Origin of the sequence: Klebsiella sp. MBT K-1, from assembly GCF_002556465.1 — a bacterium.
GTDB classification, from domain to species: domain Bacteria; phylum Pseudomonadota; class Gammaproteobacteria; order Enterobacterales; family Enterobacteriaceae; genus Klebsiella; species Klebsiella grimontii.
Map to the genome: position 1 here is coordinate 123,488 of NZ_PDEL01000009.1, position 15,886 is coordinate 139,373.

Here is a 15,886-nt window from a genome sequence, read left to right on the forward strand (position 1 = left end):
CGGTTAGTAAAGCAGTGAAATCTGTTTTTCCTTCGCCAGCGCGAGCAGATCGTCATCCGGACACACGTCGCTGGCAATCACGTCAAACTGCGCTAAATCCCCCATCCTCGCCGGGCGAACTTTACCAAATTTACTGTGATCGACGACCAGCACGTGGTAGCGCGCGCTTTTCATCGCCCAGTGTTTGACCGGCAGCTCTTCCAGGTTAAAACAGGTCGCGCCCTGCTCGCAATCGACGCCCGCGGCGGAATAAAACGCGATGTCCGGGCAAAGGTGGCTCAGCGTATCCTGCAGGCTTAGCGGTTTAAAAATGGCGTTGCTGGCGTGGAACTCGCCGCCGCACAAAATCGCGCGGCACTGGGGTTTTTCCTGCAGGGAAAGAAAGGTATTGAGCGAATAGCAGACCCCGGTAAAGGGCAGGGCGCTATCGATGGCGTCGATGATCCACGGCGTGGTGGTCCCGCAGTCAAAAAAGGCCATCTGGTGGGGCTCAAGCAGCTTAGCCGCATGGCGGGCTGCGCGGCGTTTTTCATCCACAAGGCGTGTTTTCTGATCGCTCAGCAGATAGTGCGTTGCGCTGCGCGGCTCCAGAACGATATAGCCGCCCAGCAACACGACCGGGCCGCTGTGGCCGTTGAGATCGCGACGAATGGTCATCTCTGACACGCCAAGCAGGGTGGCCGCTTCTTTTAGATGGAGTTTATCACTGCGCTTGAGTGCCTGAATAAGCTGACTGATGCGTTCGTCACGACGAGTTTCCATATTCCCTCTAAGCTGAAAGCGCCCTGCATTGACAGGGCGTCAGCGGCGATTTTACCTGCCGGAAGAGGCTTAGTCACGCGCAGGAATTGGGCGCTACCGCAACTTTACCAGCTGGTCAGGAACATCTATTCGCGCACCCAACCTTTGCGAATCGGCAGCGAAAAAAACAGACGGTACAGCCGCTGCAGATGCTGATAGAGGGTTTTTCCGCCGCTTTGCCACAGCAGTTGGGCGCTAAGGCAGGCGATCATCGCGGTGAGCAGCCCGCCCAGCATATCCATCGGCCAGTGCACGCCGAGATAGACCCGGGACCAGGCAATCGCGCAGGCAAGGGCGAACAGCAGCGCGCCCGACCATAGGCGGTGCCAGAACATAAAGGCCAGCGCAAAGGTAAAGCAGATCGTGCCGTGATTGCTCGGGAAGGAGTTATTGGGCGAATGATGCAGGAAGTTATAGCCAATACCGGCGGCAAACGGACGGTCATGCGGAAAAAATACGCCGAATATCCACGAAAGCGTCAGGCTAATGGCTAATGCCATCATGACCTTAAATACTAACTGCCGCTGGTTTGGGCCCCAAAGCCATAAGGCCAACACCAATAATGGCACCATAATTATCAGGTCTTTGGCGATAAACGTCGCGATTTCAATCGCCCACCACGGCGATGCGGGGGTAGCGTTGAGTAATGCAAACAGCGAGTAGTTAATATTTTCCAGCATACATCCAGGCTCTTGGGTCCGTTAGCAACAAGCCGCCCACCTTAAAAAACGGTGGCGATAAGGTAAAGCAGTATTGTCTTAATTATCAGTTTGTTATGAATTAAAACGCGGGCGTGGCTTCGTTAACAGACTGATTGAAGGAGTATATAGCCTGTAATCTAATTGAAACATAAACGAAATATATACAGCTGGATTTTGATTGGTTGCTGGCGATGCGCTATCCGTGTGGCGATATTTTGCTTCATCGCTCACAATTCGCTATCTCCCCGAGACGACTTTCATTAAACTTTGCGCGGTTTTATTTAAATAAGAGATTTCATGCAGAATTATTCGCTTTCTGGCAAACGCCTCGGACGTCAGGCGCTGCTCTTTCCGTTGTGCCTGGTGTTATACGAGTTCTCCACCTATATCGGCAATGACATGATCCAGCCGGGCATGCTCTCGGTGGTGGCAGAATTTGGCGTGGGCAACGAGTGGGTGCCGACCTCAATGACCGCCTATCTGGCCGGCGGTATGTTTTTGCAGTGGCTGCTGGGGCCGCTTTCGGACCGCATCGGCCGTCGTCCGGTGATGCTGACCGGGGTAGTGTGGTTTATCGTAACCTGCCTGGCGACGCTGCTGGCGCAAACTATTGAGCAGTTCACGCTGCTGCGCTTTTTGCAGGGTATCAGCCTGTGCTTTATCGGCGCGGTCGGCTATGCGGCGATACAGGAGTCTTTTGAAGAGGCGGTGTGCATCAAGATCACCGCCCTGATGGCCAACGTCGCGCTGATTGCGCCGCTGCTCGGGCCGCTGGTGGGCGCGGCCTGGGTTCATCTCCTGCCGTGGGAGATGATGTTTGTCCTGTTTGCCGTGCTGGCCGCCATCGCCTTTTTCGGGCTACAGAAGGCGATGCCGGAAACCGCCACCCGCATGGGCGAGAAGCTATCGGTAAAAGAGCTGGGGCGTGATTATCGTGAAGTGCTGAAAAACCTGCGCTTTGTCGCCGGCGCGCTGGCCACCGGTTTTGTCAGCCTGCCGCTGCTGGCGTGGATTGCCCAATCGCCGGTGATCATCATCAGCGGCGAGCAGGCGACCAGCTACGAATATGGCCTGCTGCAGGTGCCGATTTTTGGCGCGCTGATTGCCGGGAACCTGGTGCTGGCGCGCCAGACTTCACGCAAAACAGTGCGCTCGCTGATTATTCTCGGCGGCTGGCCGATTATGATCGGCCTGCTGATCTCCGCCGTGGCGACGGTGGCGTCGACGCACGCGTATCTGTGGATGACCGCCGGTCTGAGCGTTTACGCCTTCGGGATTGGTCTCGCCAACGCCGGACTGGTGCGTCTGACGCTGTTTGCCAGCGAGATGAGTAAGGGGACGGTGTCGGCGGCGATGGGGATGCTGCAAATGCTGATCTTTACCGTGGGTATCGAAGTCAGTAAGCACGCCTATGAGTCTGGCGGTAGCGGGCTCTTCAGCTTGCTCAACCTGCTGAGCGGGGTGCTCTGGCTGGCGATGACGGTCTACTTCCTGAAGGATAAACGCGTGGGCAACGCCCACGAACCGCAGTAACCTTCAAATGCCCTGCTGCGACGTGACGCGCCGCAGCAGGCGCTACCTCAGGCGAACGGCGCTTCGCGATTCAGTACCTTATCAATAATATGCAGCACGCCTTCTTCGTTATTGTGCGGGGCACGGTAGCCGGCGACGGCCTTCACCGGCGCGGCGGCGTTGGCCATCGCGAAACCGAATCCGGCGTGCTGCAGCATTTCGATATCGTTGCCGCTATCGCCAAACGCCACCACTTCATGGTTCTTTATGCCCCAGCGTTCCTGCAGGATGCGCAGTCCGTTGGCTTTATGCACCCCGGGAATAATCAGGTCAATGCTACCGTAGCCGGTGGCGACCGCGGTGACCATATCGCCAAGCGCGGCGTGCAGCTTCGGCTGAATCTGCGGGATCAGCTGGTCCGGCACGTTGAGACCGAACTTCAGAATTTCATCATCAGCAATATGATTAAAATCGTCGACCAGTTCGAGGCGATGATAGTACTTCGCCGCGACCGCTTTCAGCGCATCGTTATAGCGGTTGAGGGTATAAGCGCTGCGCTTACCGCAGGCGATAATTTCAATGTTGGTCAGCGTCAGAAGATGGTCGATGACGGTATTGAAATGTTCCTTCGGCATCCGGCAGTTAAACACATCCTCGCCGGCGCTGACCACCCAGCCGCCGTTTTCGGCGACAAAAGCGATTTCGTGCGCCACCTCAGGGAAGAAGGAGATGAGCTGGTAATACTGGTTGCCGCTGGCGACGACGAAGCGGATGCCCTGCTCGCGCATCCGCGCATACTGGGCGAGGAAACGCTGACGGTTATAGGTTTTGGCATCGCTCAGAAAGGTGCCGTCCATGTCTACCGCAATCAATTTGATGCTCATTAACTGTTCTCCATCATGGGTTCAGATTGTGGCTTCGCTACCGCGCGGGCGACGATGGCCGCGACCAGCACGAGTGCCAGCACTACCATCATGGCGCTGCGCAGGCCGAAGTGTTCGCCGAGAAAGCCCAGCAGCGGCGGCCCGACGAGGAAGGCGAGGTAGCCGGTAATCGCCACCACGCTGACGCGCTTCGGCGCATCGGGGCCGGTATCGCTGGCGGCGGAAATGGTCAGCGGGAAGCCCAGCGACGCGCCGAGGCCCCATAATAATACGGAGAGACCGGCGACCCACGGGTTGTCGACGAAAATAATCAGGCCAATGCCCAGCGCGCCCATTACCGCGCTGGCGCGTACCACCGTCACGCGGCTGTAGCGGTCAATAAACCAGCCGCCGGTAAAGCGGCCAAGGGTCATGCCGAGGGTGAAGCCTGCATAAATCAGCGAGCCGGAGGTTGGGCTGAAGCCATGGCCGTCCACCATCAGCAGCGGCAGCCAGTCGTTAGCGGAGCCTTCGGCAAAGGCCATGGCCAGGACGATCACCCCAATCAGCAGCAACTGGGCATCGCGCCAGATCGGCAGGCCTTTGCCTTCATGGCGCGCCGCTTCCGCCGCATTTTTGCCGGTGCCTTCAGGAATCGCGCGAATGGCGATAGCGATGGGGGCGATAGCCACCAGCGCCGCCAGCAGAATGTGCGGCGCGGCGGGCAGGCCGAAGCCGGTTACCGCCATGCCAATCCCGGCGCCGACGAGCGTGCCGAAGCTGTAGAAACCATGCATCATCGGCAGGACGGTTTTATTCATTTCGCGTTCAACGGCGGCGCCTTCGACGTTAATCGCCACTTCCGCGGAGCCAAAGCTGGCGCCGAAGATGGCTAAGCCAATGGCAAACAGCACCGCCGACGTGAACCATAGCGCGGCGCTGAGCACCAGCATGCCAACCACCGCGCAGGACATGGTGGCGCGAATCACTTTACGGGTGCCGAATCGATTGACCAGCCACGCTGAGCAGAGGATGCCGCTCATTGAACCTATTGAGAGTCCAAATAATACAATCCCCATTTCCGCCGTCGATAGCGCGAGCAGATCGCGAATCGCCGGCGTGCGGGTGGCCCATGACGCCATGAGTAATCCGGGGATAAAAAAGAACATGAAGAGCGCCCACAGCCTTAGCTGAAGGGCCCTGCGTGAAGTTTGCGCTGTCATCCGTAAATGCCCGAGAGTGAAGAGATGCAGACAACAGTAGCAAGGTTGTGTACATTTGTACATCCAGGTTGCTTGCTGAGGAATGCTTTTTTATTGACCTCTATGATTCGATTCAGCCTGAGGCATATTAAATGAAAGAGGAAAAGAGTATGGCCCGTCGACCAAACGACCCGCAGCGTCGGGAGCGGATTTTGCAGGCGACGCTGGACACGATCGCGATACACGGCATTCATGCGGTTACGCACCGGAAAATCGCCACCTGCGCGGGCGTGCCGTTGGGCTCGCTGACCTACTATTTTAGCGGTATTGAGGCGCTGGTCGAAGAGGCGTTCAGCCTGTTTACCGGCCAGATGTCGGCGCAGTATCAGCAGTTTTTTGCCGATGTGCATAATCGCCGGGAGGCCTGTGACGCCATTGCCGAACTGATTTTTAGTGCCCAGGTCACTACCGCGCGCAATATGGAGCTGATGTATCAGCTTTATGCTTTTTGCAGCAGCCAGCCGAATTTAAAAGCGGTCATGCAGAACTGGATGCTGCGCAGCCAGCAGACCCTTGAGCAGTGGTTTGAACCGGCAACGGCCCGCGGGCTGGACGCCTTTATCGAGGGGATGACGCTGCACTTCGTGACCGACAGAGCGCCGCTATCGAGAGAAGCGATTCGACTGATGGTAGACCGGCTGGCGGGAGAGTGAGCGGGGCGCAGAAAACAAAAAACCCATCAACCTTGAACCTAAGTGGCGGGGTTGATGGGCTCCACAAAATGGGGACATCAAAGAAAAGCAGTGGCACTACTTATGACTGACGCCAGCTAAAAAAGTTCTGCGTATACGCGTTTTTTTTCTGAAAAGTTTACTGTAGCCCCGGCCAGATAATAACAATCAGCGTACCCGCCAGGGTTAACAACACGTTAGCGATGGCGTAGGTCCCCGCGTATCCCAGCGCCGGAATATTGCTGCGCGCGGTATCGCTGATGATCTCCATCGCCGGCGCGCAGGTGCGGGCGCCCATCATGGCGCCGAAGAGCATCGCGCGGTTCATGCGCAGGACGTACGCGCCGAACAGGAAGCAGATAACCACCGGCACCAGGCTGACGATGAGACCCGCCGCCAGCATCTGACCGCCGACGGCGCCGAGGCCGTTATTAATGCCGGCGCCGGCGCTGAGTCCCACGCCGGCCATAAATACCATCAGGCCGAACTCTTTCACCATATTCAGCGCCCCCTGCGGGATATAGCCGAACGTCGGATGGTTGGCGCGCAGGAAGCCGAGCATGATGCCGGCAAACAGCAGACCGGCGGCGTTACCGATGCCGAAGCTGAACGAGCTGAACTGGAAGGTGATCATGCCGATCATCAGGCCAACAATAAAGAAGGCGCAGAAGGCGAGCAGGTCGGTCACCTGGCTGTGGATGGAGATAAAGCCAATACGATCCGCGACGGTTTTGACGCGACGCGCGTCGCCGCTAACCTGCAGCACATCGCCCTTGTTGAGCACGACGTTGTCGTCGATCGGCATTTCGATCTGGCTGCGGATAACGCGGTTTAAGAAGCAGCCGTGGTCGGTAAGCTTCAGCTGCGCCAGGCGGCGGCCGACGGCGTTGTGGTTTTTGACCACGATCTCTTCGGTGACGATGCGCATATCGAGCAGATCGCGGTCGAAGACCTCTTTGCCGTTACGGAAGCTTGGGTCGAGGCGGGCATGGGCATCCGGGTAACCCACCAGGGCGATATCATCGCCCATCTGCAGCACCGCATCGCCGTCCGGGTTCGCGAGAATGCCGTTGCGGCGGATGCGCTCAATGTAGCAGCCGGTCTGGCGGTAAATGCCCAGCTCGCGCAGGTTTTTACCATCAGCCCACGCCACCAGCTCCGGGCCGACGCGGTAGGCGCGGATCACCGGCAGGTACACCTTACGCCGGGAGTCGGTGTCGAGGCCGCGCTCGCGGGCGATCTGCTGGGCGCTGGTCTGTAAATCCTGATGCTGCAGCTTCGGCATATAGCGGGCGCCGACGATCAGGCTGACCAGGCCAACCAGATAGGTCAGGGCATAGCCGAGGCTCAGATGATCGAGCGAGAGGGCAAGCTGGTCGCTGGGCAGGCCGAAGTGGCGTAGCGTATCTCCGGCGCCCACCAGCACGGGGGTGGAGGTCATAGCGCCGGCGAGCATCCCGGCCGTCAGGCCGATATCCCAGCCGAATAGCTTACCCAGCCCCATGGCGATCAGCATCGCGCTGCCGACCATCACCAGAGCGAGCATCAGGTAATTTTTCCCATCGCGAAAAAAAATAGAAAAAAAGTTGGGTCCCGCCTCCACGCCGACGCAGAAAATAAACAGCATAAAGCCGAGATTGAGGGCGTCAGTGTTAATACTGAAATGCTGCTGCCCTAATAATAGGGAAACGACTAAAACGCCAATGGAATTACCAAGTTGTACCGACCCGAGACGCAGTTTCCCGAGGCAGAGTCCTAATGCTAGTACAACGAACAATAACAGGATGTAATTCCCGTTTAACAAATCTGCGACGTTTATATTCACGAAAGCCAACTTCTCATTTACTAGTAAGTTGTTGAAGGAAATGGTTATTTGGTCTAAGGTTGGTCCAGTGTTCGCGTTGTCCCGAACGCTATTCTGGCATCCCGTTATAACCAGCAAAATATAGTCGACAGTTTAATCCTTCCTGGAGGCTGCGGCTAGTAACAATCGTTTTTACATTGACGGGATCTTTTATTGGCATGGATTGCCAGAATCTTTATCTGACTGGGCGAAGTGGAAGTTGGTTAGAGGCAAAATCAGGAGGATGTCGTGAAATCTGAGCGTACCTGGGCCGGTATTATCTGTGGGTTCTTTCTATTTATTGTGGTTTGTTTGTCACTACTGTTACATATGAAAGGCGCCTTTCGGGCTACCGGTAACCCTGAGCTCGGGCTGCTATTCTTTTTGCTACCCGGTGCGGCGGCAAGCTGCCTCTCTCCCGGACAGCGGGTTATTCGCCCGCTTATCGGCGCGATGCTGGCTGCGCCAGTGTGTCTAGTGGTCATGCGGCTTTTCTTTGTGACCCAGCGTTCTTTCTGGCAGGAACTGGCGTGGTTGTTTAGCGCGGTGTTCTGGTGCGCGCTGGGCGCGCTGTGCTTTTTGTTTATTTGCGCCTGGCTTGATACCAGACGCAAGCCCTCGTCAGAGGAGTGAGCCGTCTCAGGCGAACAGGCCGAGATTCTCTTTCGCCCAGGCTTCAAAGTCAGTGCAGCCGCCAATGTGCTTCTGATCGACAAAAATCTGCGGCACGGTTTCTACCGGTTTACCCACGGTTTTTTCCAGATCGGCTTTGCTGATGCCTTCTGCGTGAATATCAATGTAGCGATAGTTAAAATCATCGCGCTCATTGCTCAGCTTTTCCGCCAGCTCTTTGGCGCGAACGCAATAGGGGCAGCCTGGACGACCAAAAATTACCGTAAACATAGTCTCTCTCCTTAAACCTCAGCCGGATGGCGAATGGCGGGTATCATGCCGCGTTATGTCGGCGAGGGAAAGAAGGTTCTGCCTTTTGCTTTGATGGCTTAAGGCTATGTTTGGTAAATATTCTGCTGATGAAACCGCTATACTGGCCTGATACGCGACCGGTTTTTGCCCGGGAGCGTGCATGATTTGGACCGGAGGAGCGTTATGCGATCGCCCGCTGCATTACCCACAAGTATTCTGGTAGTCGAGATTATCGGCATGGTGCTGTTGACCCTGGCCTGGCTCTCGCTCAACCAGTACGTCAGCCTGCCCGCGCCGTTTTCCAGCCCGACGGCGGCGCTGCTGATGATCTTCGCGGGGATCCTGCTGATGCTCCCGGCCGCCGTGGCGTTAATGTGGCGCGTGGCGCAAGTCATTGCCCCGCAGTTGACGCACACGAAAACCCCACCTTCCTCACTGCCTGACAGAGAAAAACGAGATGACGCCGACCATTGAGCTGCTGCGTAGCCACCGTTCTATTCGCCATTTTACCGACGCGCCGATAAGCGACGAACAGCGCGCCGCGATTATTGCCAGCGCGCAGGGCGCTTCCAGCTCCAGTTTTTTACAATGTTCCTCAATTATTCGCGTTACCGACCCGGAAATACGTCAACAGCTGGTCCCGCTGAGCGGCGGTCAGCAGCACGTGGCGCAGGCCGCGGAGTTTTGGGTATTCTGCGCTGATTTTAACCGCAATCTGCAAATCTGCCCGGACGCTCAGCTGGGCCTCGCCGAACAGCTGCTGCTGGGCTGCGTCGATACCGCTCTTCTGGCGCAGAATGCGCTGGTGGCGGCGGAATCCCTTGGCCTGGGCGGCGTCTATATCGGCGGCCTGCGCAACAATATCGATGCGGTGACCGAGCTGCTGAAGCTCCCGCAGCACGTGCTGCCGCTGTTTGGCCTGTGCCTTGGCTGGCCTGACGATAACCCGGAAGTGAAACCGCGCATGCCGTCGGCGATGCTGGTGCATGAAAATCACTATCAGCCGCTGGATGAAACGGTCCTTGCGGAATATGACGAGCAGTTGGCGCAGTATTATCTCTCACGCGGCAGCAACACGCGTCGCGATACCTGGAGCGACCATATCCGCCGGACTATCGTCAAAGAGAGCCGTCCATTTATTCTGGAATATCTGCATAAGCAGGGATGGGCTACGCGCTGATTGCGTGTAAACTGCCCCTGGTCTGACGTAAGGAAATTCCGCAGGTCAGCGCTCATTGACTACCAAAGGCCCGCCGGAGCGGGTCTTTTCGCAGAGGTGCAGGGTGAAAATTGCCATATTATCCCGGGATGGAACGCTTTATTCATGTCGACGCCTGCGCGAAGCCGCGCAAAAACGCGGTCATCAGGTGGAAATCCTCGATCCGCTTTCCTGCTATATGAACGTCAGTCCGGTGGCCTCATCCATTCACTACAAAGGCCGCCAGCTCCCGCATTTTGACGCCGTCATTCCGCGCATCGGCACGGCGATTACCTACTACGGCACCGCGGCGCTGCGTCAGTTTGAGCTGCTGGGCAGCTATCCGCTCAATGAGTCCGTCGCCATCACCCGCGCCCGCGACAAGCTGCGTTCGCTCCAGCTGCTGGCGCGTCAGGGAATCGACCTGCCGCTCACCGGCATTGCCCATTCGCCAGACGATACCAGCGACCTGATCGCGATGGTTGGCGGCGCGCCGCTGGTGGTAAAGCTGGTGGAGGGCACTCAGGGCATCGGCGTCGTGCTGGCCGAAACGCGGCAGGCGGCAGAGAGCGTCATTGACGCTTTTCGCGGTCTGAATGCGCATATTCTGGTGCAGGAGTATATCGCCGAGGCGAAAGGCCGGGACGTGCGCTGCCTGGTCGTGGGCAATGAGGTCGTGGCGGCGATTGAGCGGCGGGCGAAGGAGGGGGATTTTCGCTCTAACCTGCATCGCGGCGGCGTAGCGTCGGTGGCGTTTATCAGCGAGCAGGAGCGTGAAATGGCCATTAAGGCCGCGCAGACGCTCGGGCTGGACGTCGCTGGCGTTGATATTCTGCGCGCCACGCGCGGTCCTCTGGTGATGGAGGTTAATGCTTCTCCGGGGCTTGAAGGGATTGAAACCACCACCGGCGTCGATATCGCCGGCAAAATGATCGCCTGGATCGAACGACAAGCCACGCCCGGATTTTGTCTGAAAATGGGCGGATAGTTCCCTTTCACGACACCGTCATGGAATACGCCGCTTTTTTTGCGTAAGCTATGGCGTCGCATTTTTCACAGTAAGAGGTCACAGGTCATATGGATTCACTGGTCGTTCCGGGTCTTGATACATTACGTCAATGGCTCGACGAATTGGGCATCAGCTTTTTTGAGTGTGATTCCTGCCAGGCACTGCACCTGCCGCATATGCAAAATTTCGAAGGCATTTTTGATGCCAAACTTGACCTGGTGGATAACGTGGTGCTTTTCTCCGCGCTGGCTGAGGTCAAACCCTCCGCGCTGTTGCCGCTTTCCGCCGATCTTTCTGCGATTAACGCCAGTTCGTTGACGGTCAAAGCTTTCCTCGATATTCAGGACGATAATCTGCCGAAACTGGTGGTGTGTCAGGCATTGACCGTCGGCGTCGGCGTGACCCTCGACCAGTTCGCGTGGTTTTTCCGCCAGAGCGAAGAACAGATTTCTATGGTTATCCTTGAGGCCAGCGCCAATCAGGTGCTGTATAAGTCCGAGGAAGAAGAGCCGGCGGCTGAGAATATTCAGTACCATTTTCTTCACTAAGCCTGTCGAAAAATAGCGCAGCCACTGCCATGGCGGCTGCGTATTACGTGCTTTTATTCTGCTATTAACCTTCCTGTAAAGAATTTTTCACCGCCATTCTGCCGCTTTCGGCTTATCACATAGACCCTTATTGCATAAAAAATTGATAAAAGCCGTTTTTTTACCTGGGCTATAGCCTCTTATTCTGGCTACAGTTATTCTGACGCTGCTTCCAGTTGCGGGCAACCATTCCGGGAGAGGTCCTCTCTCCTTTTCTTAGGCAATGAAAAAATATGCATGATTATTGCATGCGAACAAGTGCGTATATTCAGCCCGCTTGTTAACGGGCATTGAGAAGGAATAAGAGATATGACCGCCTTTGGTAAAAAATGGTTAACAGGTCTGGTTACGGGTGCGCTGATGGCCGTCTCTGCCGGTTCGCTCGCAGCCGAACAAAAAACCCTGCATGTTTATAACTGGTCTGATTATATTGCGCCGGATACGGTGGCGAATTTTGAAAAAGAGACCGGCATTAAAGTGGTGTATGACGTCTTTGACTCCAACGAAGTGCTGGAGGGTAAGCTCATGGCGGGCAGCACCGGTTTTGACCTGGTGGTGCCGTCGGCGAGTTTCCTTGAGCGCCAGCTGGCGGCAGGGGTTTTCCAGCCGCTGGATAAGAGCAAACTTCCCAACTGGAAAAATCTCGATCCGGAAGTGCTGAAGCTGGTGGCGAAGCACGACCCGGACAATAAATACGCGATCCCGTACCTGTGGGCGACCACCGGTATTGGCTATAACATCGATAAAGTGAAAGCCGTACTGGGTAAAGACGCGCCGCTGGACAGCTGGGATCTGGTGATGAAGCCGGAGAACCTGGAGAAACTGAAAAGCTGCGGCGTCTCCTTCCTTGATGCCCCGGAAGAGATTTTCGCCACCGTGCTGAACTACCTCGGCAAAGATCCTAACAGCAGTAAAGCCGACGATTACACCGGCCCGGCGACCGACCTGCTGCTGAAGCTGCGGCCGAATATTCGTTATTTCCACTCCTCGCAGTACATCAATGACCTGGCGAATGGCGATATCTGCGTCGCTATCGGCTGGGCGGGCGACGTATGGCAGGCGGCGAACCGGGCGAAAGAAGCGAAGAACGGCGTTAATGTCTCCTACTTTATTCCGAAAGAGGGGGCGCTGGCGTTCTTTGACGTCTTCGCGATGCCTGCAGATGCGAAAAACAAAGATGAGGCTTATCAGTTCCTCAACTACCTGATGCGCCCGGATGTTATCGCCCACATCAGCGATCATGTCTATTACGCTAACGGCAATAAAGCCTCTCTCCCGCTGGTCAGCGAAGAGATCCGCAATAACCCGGCCATTTATCCGCCGGCTGACGTCTTCGCCAAGCTGTTCACGCTGAAAGTACAGGATCCGAAAATCGACCGCGTGCGTACTCGCGCCTGGACGAAGGTGAAAAGCGGTAAGTAATTCTCCGTGAGTTGTAGGCCGGCGATGCCTCGCGCTGTCGGCAACAGGCGCACCGCGATGGTGCGCCTGCACCATGATTTGATTTCTGCCGGAGAACACCCCGTGAATGATGTGATTCCTCGCCCGCAGGCGAAAACCCCCAAAGCGCTGACCCCGCTGCTGGAAATCCGTAATTTAACCAAGTCGTTCGACGGTCAGCACGCCGTCGACGACGTCAACCTCACTATTTATAAAGGCGAAATTTTCGCTCTGCTGGGCGCTTCCGGCTGCGGCAAGTCAACCCTGCTGCGTATGCTGGCGGGTTTTGAACAGCCCACCGCCGGACAGATTGTCCTGGATGGCGTCGATCTGGCGCGGGTGCCGCCGTATCAGCGGCCGATTAATATGATGTTTCAGTCCTACGCGCTGTTTCCCCATATGACGGTGGAGCAGAATATCGCCTTTGGCCTCAAGCAGGACAAATTGCCCAAGGCCGAAATCACCAGCCGGGTGCAGGAGATGCTGGCGCTGGTGCATATGCAGGAGTTTGCAAAGCGTAAACCGCATCAGCTCTCCGGCGGCCAGCGTCAGCGCGTGGCCCTGGCCCGCAGTCTGGCGAAAAGACCGAAACTGCTGCTGCTTGATGAGCCGATGGGGGCGCTGGATAAAAAGCTGCGCGATCGGATGCAGCTCGAAGTCGTCGATATTCTTGAGCGCGTCGGCGTCACCTGCGTGATGGTGACCCACGATCAGGAAGAGGCGATGACCATGGCGGGGCGCATCGCCATTATGAACCGCGGCAAGTTCGTGCAAATCGGCGAGCCGGAGGAAATTTACGAACACCCGACCACCCGCTACAGCGCGGAGTTTATCGGCTCGGTCAACGTCTTTGAAGGGCTGGTGAAAGAGCGTCAGGAAGATGGCCTGGTGCTGGACTCTCCGGGCCTGACCCATCCGCTGAAGGTCGATCCCGATGCCTCCGTCGTCGATAACGTCCCTGTGTGGGTGGCCCTGCGCCCGGAAAAAATCATGCTCTGCGAGGACCCGCCCGCGGATGGCTATAACTTCGCGGTGGGCGAGGTTATCTATATAGCCTATCTCGGCGACCTGTCTATCTACCATGTGCGCCTGAAAAGCGGGCAGATGCTGAGCGCTCAGCTGCAGAACGAACATCGTTACCGTAAGGGGGCGCCAACCTGGGGTGATGAGGTGCGTTTGTGCTGGGATGCCGATAGCTGCGTCGTGTTGACGGTGTAAGGAGAGGGCGATGAGTACATTAGAACCCCCGTCAGGCGTAAAAAAACCGGGCGGTTTTGCGCTATGGCTGGCGCGACTGCAGATGGCCCACGGGCGCAAGTTGGTTATTGCGCTGCCCTACGTGTGGCTGATCCTGCTTTTCCTGCTGCCGTTCCTGATTGTTTTTAAAATCAGCCTGGCGGAGATGGCGCGGGCGATCCCGCCGTACACCGACCTGCTGGAGTGGGCCGACGGTCAGCTCACGTTAACGCTGAATCTCGGGAATTTCCTGCAGCTCACCGACGATCCGCTCTATTTTGAAGCCTATCTGCAGTCGCTTCAGGTGGCGGCGATCTCGACGTTCTGCTGCCTGCTGTTGGGGTATCCGCTGGCGTGGGCGGTAGCGCACAGTAAGCCATCGACGCGAAATATCCTGCTGCTGCTGGTGATCCTGCCGTCATGGACCTCGTTTCTGATCCGCGTCTACGCCTGGATGGGGCTGCTGAAAAGCAACGGCGTGCTCAATAACTTCCTGCTGTGGCTGGGGGTCATCGACCAGCCGCTGGAGATCCTGCACACCAACCTGGCGGTCTATATCGGTATTGTTTACGCCTATCTGCCGTTTATGGTGCTGCCGATCTATACTGCCCTCACGCGTATTGATTACTCGCTGGTGGAGGCGTCGCTGGATCTGGGCGCCCGACCGCTGAAGACTTTCTTCCAGGTGATCGTTCCGCTCACCAAAGGCGGGATTATTGCCGGGTCGATGCTGGTGTTTATTCCGGCGGTCGGGGAGTTCGTTATCCCGGAACTGCTGGGCGGCCCGGACAGCATTATGATTGGCCGCGTGCTGTGGCAGGAGTTCTTCAATAACCGCGACTGGCCGGTCGCGTCGGCGGTGGCGATCGTGATGCTGTTGCTGCTGATCGTGCCGATCATGTGGTTCCACAAGCATCAGCAAAAACAGGTGGGGGAACACGGATGAATAATTTGCCGGTAGTCCGTTCGCCGTGGCGAATTTTAATTCTGCTGCTCGGCTTTACCTTCTTGTATGCGCCGATGCTGATGCTGGTGATTTACTCGTTCAACAGCTCAAAGCTGGTGACGGTATGGGCCGGGTGGTCGACGCGCTGGTATCGCGAGCTGTTTCATGACGATGCGATGATGAGCGCGGTAGGCTTAAGTCTGACCATTGCCGCCTGCGCCGCGACGGCGGCGGTGATCCTCGGTACCATTGCCGCGGTGGTAATGGTGCGTTTTGGCCGCTTCCGCGGTTCAAACGGCTTTGCTTTTATGATCACCGCGCCGCTGGTGATGCCCGATGTGATTACCGGCCTGTCGCTGCTGCTGCTGTTTGTGGCGCTGGGGCATTCCATTGGCTGGCCGTCGGATCGCGGCATGCTGACCATCTGGCTGGCGCACGTCACCTTCTGTACCGCGTACGTCGCGGTGGTTATTTCATCGCGCCTGCGTGAGCTTGACCACTCCATTGAAGAGGCGGCGATGGATCTGGGGGCCGCGCCGCTGAAGGTCTTTTTCGTCATTACGCTGCCGATGATTATGCCGGCGGTGGTCTCCGGTTGGCTGCTGGCCTTTACGCTGTCGCTCGACGACCTTGTCATAGCCAGCTTTGTTTCCGGACCGGGGGCGACAACGCTACCGATGCTGGTCTTCTCCAGCGTGCGCATGGGGGTCAACCCTGAGATTAACGCCCTGGCGACGTTAATCCTCGGCGTGGTTGGAATTGTTGGTTTTATCGCCTGGTATTTGATGGCCCGCGCGGAAAAGCAGCGGGTACGCGATATCCAGCGTGCAAGAACCGGCTGAACCACCTAAAATCTGCAATAGAGTTAACATCGGCGCCGCACTTGAGGCGCC

The 15,886-nt window shown here is 56.9% G+C and carries 17 protein-coding genes; 11 read left to right on the top strand and 6 right to left on the bottom strand.

The window, feature by feature from the left end:
- Positions 1 to 3: 3 nt before the first annotated feature.
- Together deoR and ybjG are read right to left on the bottom strand one after the other, a co-directional pair.
- On the bottom strand, positions 4 to 762 hold the full coding sequence (gene deoR, locus CMQ96_RS15230; protein WP_004135121.1) for a DNA-binding transcriptional repressor DeoR: 759 nt from the start codon (positions 760 to 762) through the stop codon (positions 4 to 6).
- A 125-nt stretch (positions 763 to 887) separates the two neighbouring features.
- Positions 888 to 1,481 (bottom strand): undecaprenyl-diphosphate phosphatase, encoded by a 594-nt coding sequence (gene ybjG / locus CMQ96_RS15235; RefSeq protein ID WP_004135120.1) that lies wholly within the window; start codon positions 1,479 to 1,481, stop codon positions 888 to 890.
- A 318-nt stretch (positions 1,482 to 1,799) separates the two neighbouring features.
- On the opposite strand from ybjG, the gene CMQ96_RS15240 reads away from it, so the two are divergent.
- On the top strand, positions 1,800 to 3,035 hold the full coding sequence (locus CMQ96_RS15240) for an MFS transporter (protein WP_024360107.1): 1,236 nt from the start codon (positions 1,800 to 1,802) through the stop codon (positions 3,033 to 3,035).
- Between the two features lie 47 nt (positions 3,036 to 3,082).
- On the opposite strand, the gene CMQ96_RS15245 is transcribed toward CMQ96_RS15240, so the two are convergent.
- The gene (locus CMQ96_RS15245; RefSeq protein WP_004135118.1) at positions 3,083 to 3,898 is read right to left on the bottom strand and encodes a Cof-type HAD-IIB family hydrolase; all 816 of its coding nucleotides are present in this window, start codon (positions 3,896 to 3,898) and stop codon (positions 3,083 to 3,085) included.
- On the bottom strand, positions 3,898 to 5,100 hold the full coding sequence (locus CMQ96_RS15250; protein WP_098066993.1) for an MFS transporter: 1,203 nt from the start codon (positions 5,098 to 5,100) through the stop codon (positions 3,898 to 3,900). The genes CMQ96_RS15245 and CMQ96_RS15250 overlap by 1 nt, the downstream gene beginning before the upstream one ends.
- A 149-nt stretch (positions 5,101 to 5,249) precedes the next feature.
- Between CMQ96_RS15250 and CMQ96_RS15255 the strand changes: the two genes are divergently transcribed.
- Positions 5,250 to 5,792 carry a TetR/AcrR family transcriptional regulator gene (locus CMQ96_RS15255; RefSeq protein WP_004130826.1) on the top strand — a complete coding sequence of 181 codons (543 nt, stop codon included), beginning with the start codon at positions 5,250 to 5,252 and terminating at the stop codon, positions 5,790 to 5,792.
- 157 nt (positions 5,793 to 5,949) lie between these two features.
- On the opposite strand, the gene CMQ96_RS15260 is transcribed toward CMQ96_RS15255, so the two are convergent.
- On the bottom strand, positions 5,950 to 7,635 hold the full coding sequence (locus CMQ96_RS15260; protein ID WP_004134610.1) for an aspartate:alanine antiporter: 1,686 nt from the start codon (positions 7,633 to 7,635) through the stop codon (positions 5,950 to 5,952).
- Between the two features lie 267 nt (positions 7,636 to 7,902).
- On the opposite strand from CMQ96_RS15260, the gene ybjM reads away from it, so the two are divergent.
- Positions 7,903 to 8,286 (top strand): inner membrane protein YbjM, encoded by a 384-nt coding sequence (ybjM, locus tag CMQ96_RS15265; RefSeq protein WP_004134606.1) that lies wholly within the window; start codon positions 7,903 to 7,905, stop codon positions 8,284 to 8,286.
- Between the two features lie 6 nt (positions 8,287 to 8,292).
- On the opposite strand, the gene CMQ96_RS15270 is transcribed toward ybjM, so the two are convergent.
- Positions 8,293 to 8,556, bottom strand: a complete 264-nt coding sequence (locus CMQ96_RS15270; protein ID WP_004100567.1) for a GrxA family glutaredoxin — start codon at positions 8,554 to 8,556, stop codon at positions 8,293 to 8,295.
- Positions 8,557 to 8,760: 204 nt separating this feature from the next.
- Between CMQ96_RS15270 and CMQ96_RS15275 the strand changes: the two genes are divergently transcribed.
- From CMQ96_RS15275 to potI, 8 genes are all read left to right on the top strand, one after another.
- On the top strand, positions 8,761 to 9,051 hold the full coding sequence (locus CMQ96_RS15275; protein WP_004134601.1) for a YbjC family protein: 291 nt from the start codon (positions 8,761 to 8,763) through the stop codon (positions 9,049 to 9,051).
- The gene (gene nfsA, locus CMQ96_RS15280; protein ID WP_004134599.1) at positions 9,035 to 9,757 is read left to right on the top strand and encodes a nitroreductase NfsA; all 723 of its coding nucleotides are present in this window, start codon (positions 9,035 to 9,037) and stop codon (positions 9,755 to 9,757) included. Before CMQ96_RS15275 ends, nfsA begins: the two co-directional genes overlap by 17 nt.
- Positions 9,758 to 9,860: 103 nt before the next feature.
- Entirely contained in the window at positions 9,861 to 10,763 is a 903-nt protein-coding gene (gene rimK / locus CMQ96_RS15285; protein WP_004134597.1) for a 30S ribosomal protein S6--L-glutamate ligase, read from the top strand.
- 89 nt (positions 10,764 to 10,852) lie between these two features.
- The gene (locus CMQ96_RS15290; RefSeq protein ID WP_004130838.1) at positions 10,853 to 11,332 is read left to right on the top strand and encodes a YbjN domain-containing protein; all 480 of its coding nucleotides are present in this window, start codon (positions 10,853 to 10,855) and stop codon (positions 11,330 to 11,332) included.
- 348 nt (positions 11,333 to 11,680) lie between these two features.
- On the top strand, positions 11,681 to 12,793 hold the full coding sequence (gene potF / locus CMQ96_RS15295) for a spermidine/putrescine ABC transporter substrate-binding protein PotF (protein ID WP_004134594.1): 1,113 nt from the start codon (positions 11,681 to 11,683) through the stop codon (positions 12,791 to 12,793).
- Positions 12,794 to 12,895: 102 nt separating this feature from the next.
- A complete protein-coding gene (gene potG / locus CMQ96_RS15300; RefSeq protein ID WP_004134592.1) occupies positions 12,896 to 14,029 on the top strand; it encodes a putrescine ABC transporter ATP-binding subunit PotG in 1,134 nt (377 codons plus the stop codon).
- 10 nt (positions 14,030 to 14,039) lie between these two features.
- Positions 14,040 to 14,993, top strand: coding sequence for a putrescine ABC transporter permease PotH (gene potH, locus CMQ96_RS15305; protein WP_014228601.1), 954 nt, complete (start codon positions 14,040 to 14,042; stop codon positions 14,991 to 14,993).
- Positions 14,990 to 15,835, top strand: coding sequence for a putrescine ABC transporter permease PotI (gene potI, locus CMQ96_RS15310; protein WP_024360104.1), 846 nt, complete (start codon positions 14,990 to 14,992; stop codon positions 15,833 to 15,835). The genes potH and potI overlap by 4 nt, the downstream gene beginning before the upstream one ends.
- Positions 15,836 to 15,886 lie beyond the last annotated feature (51 nt).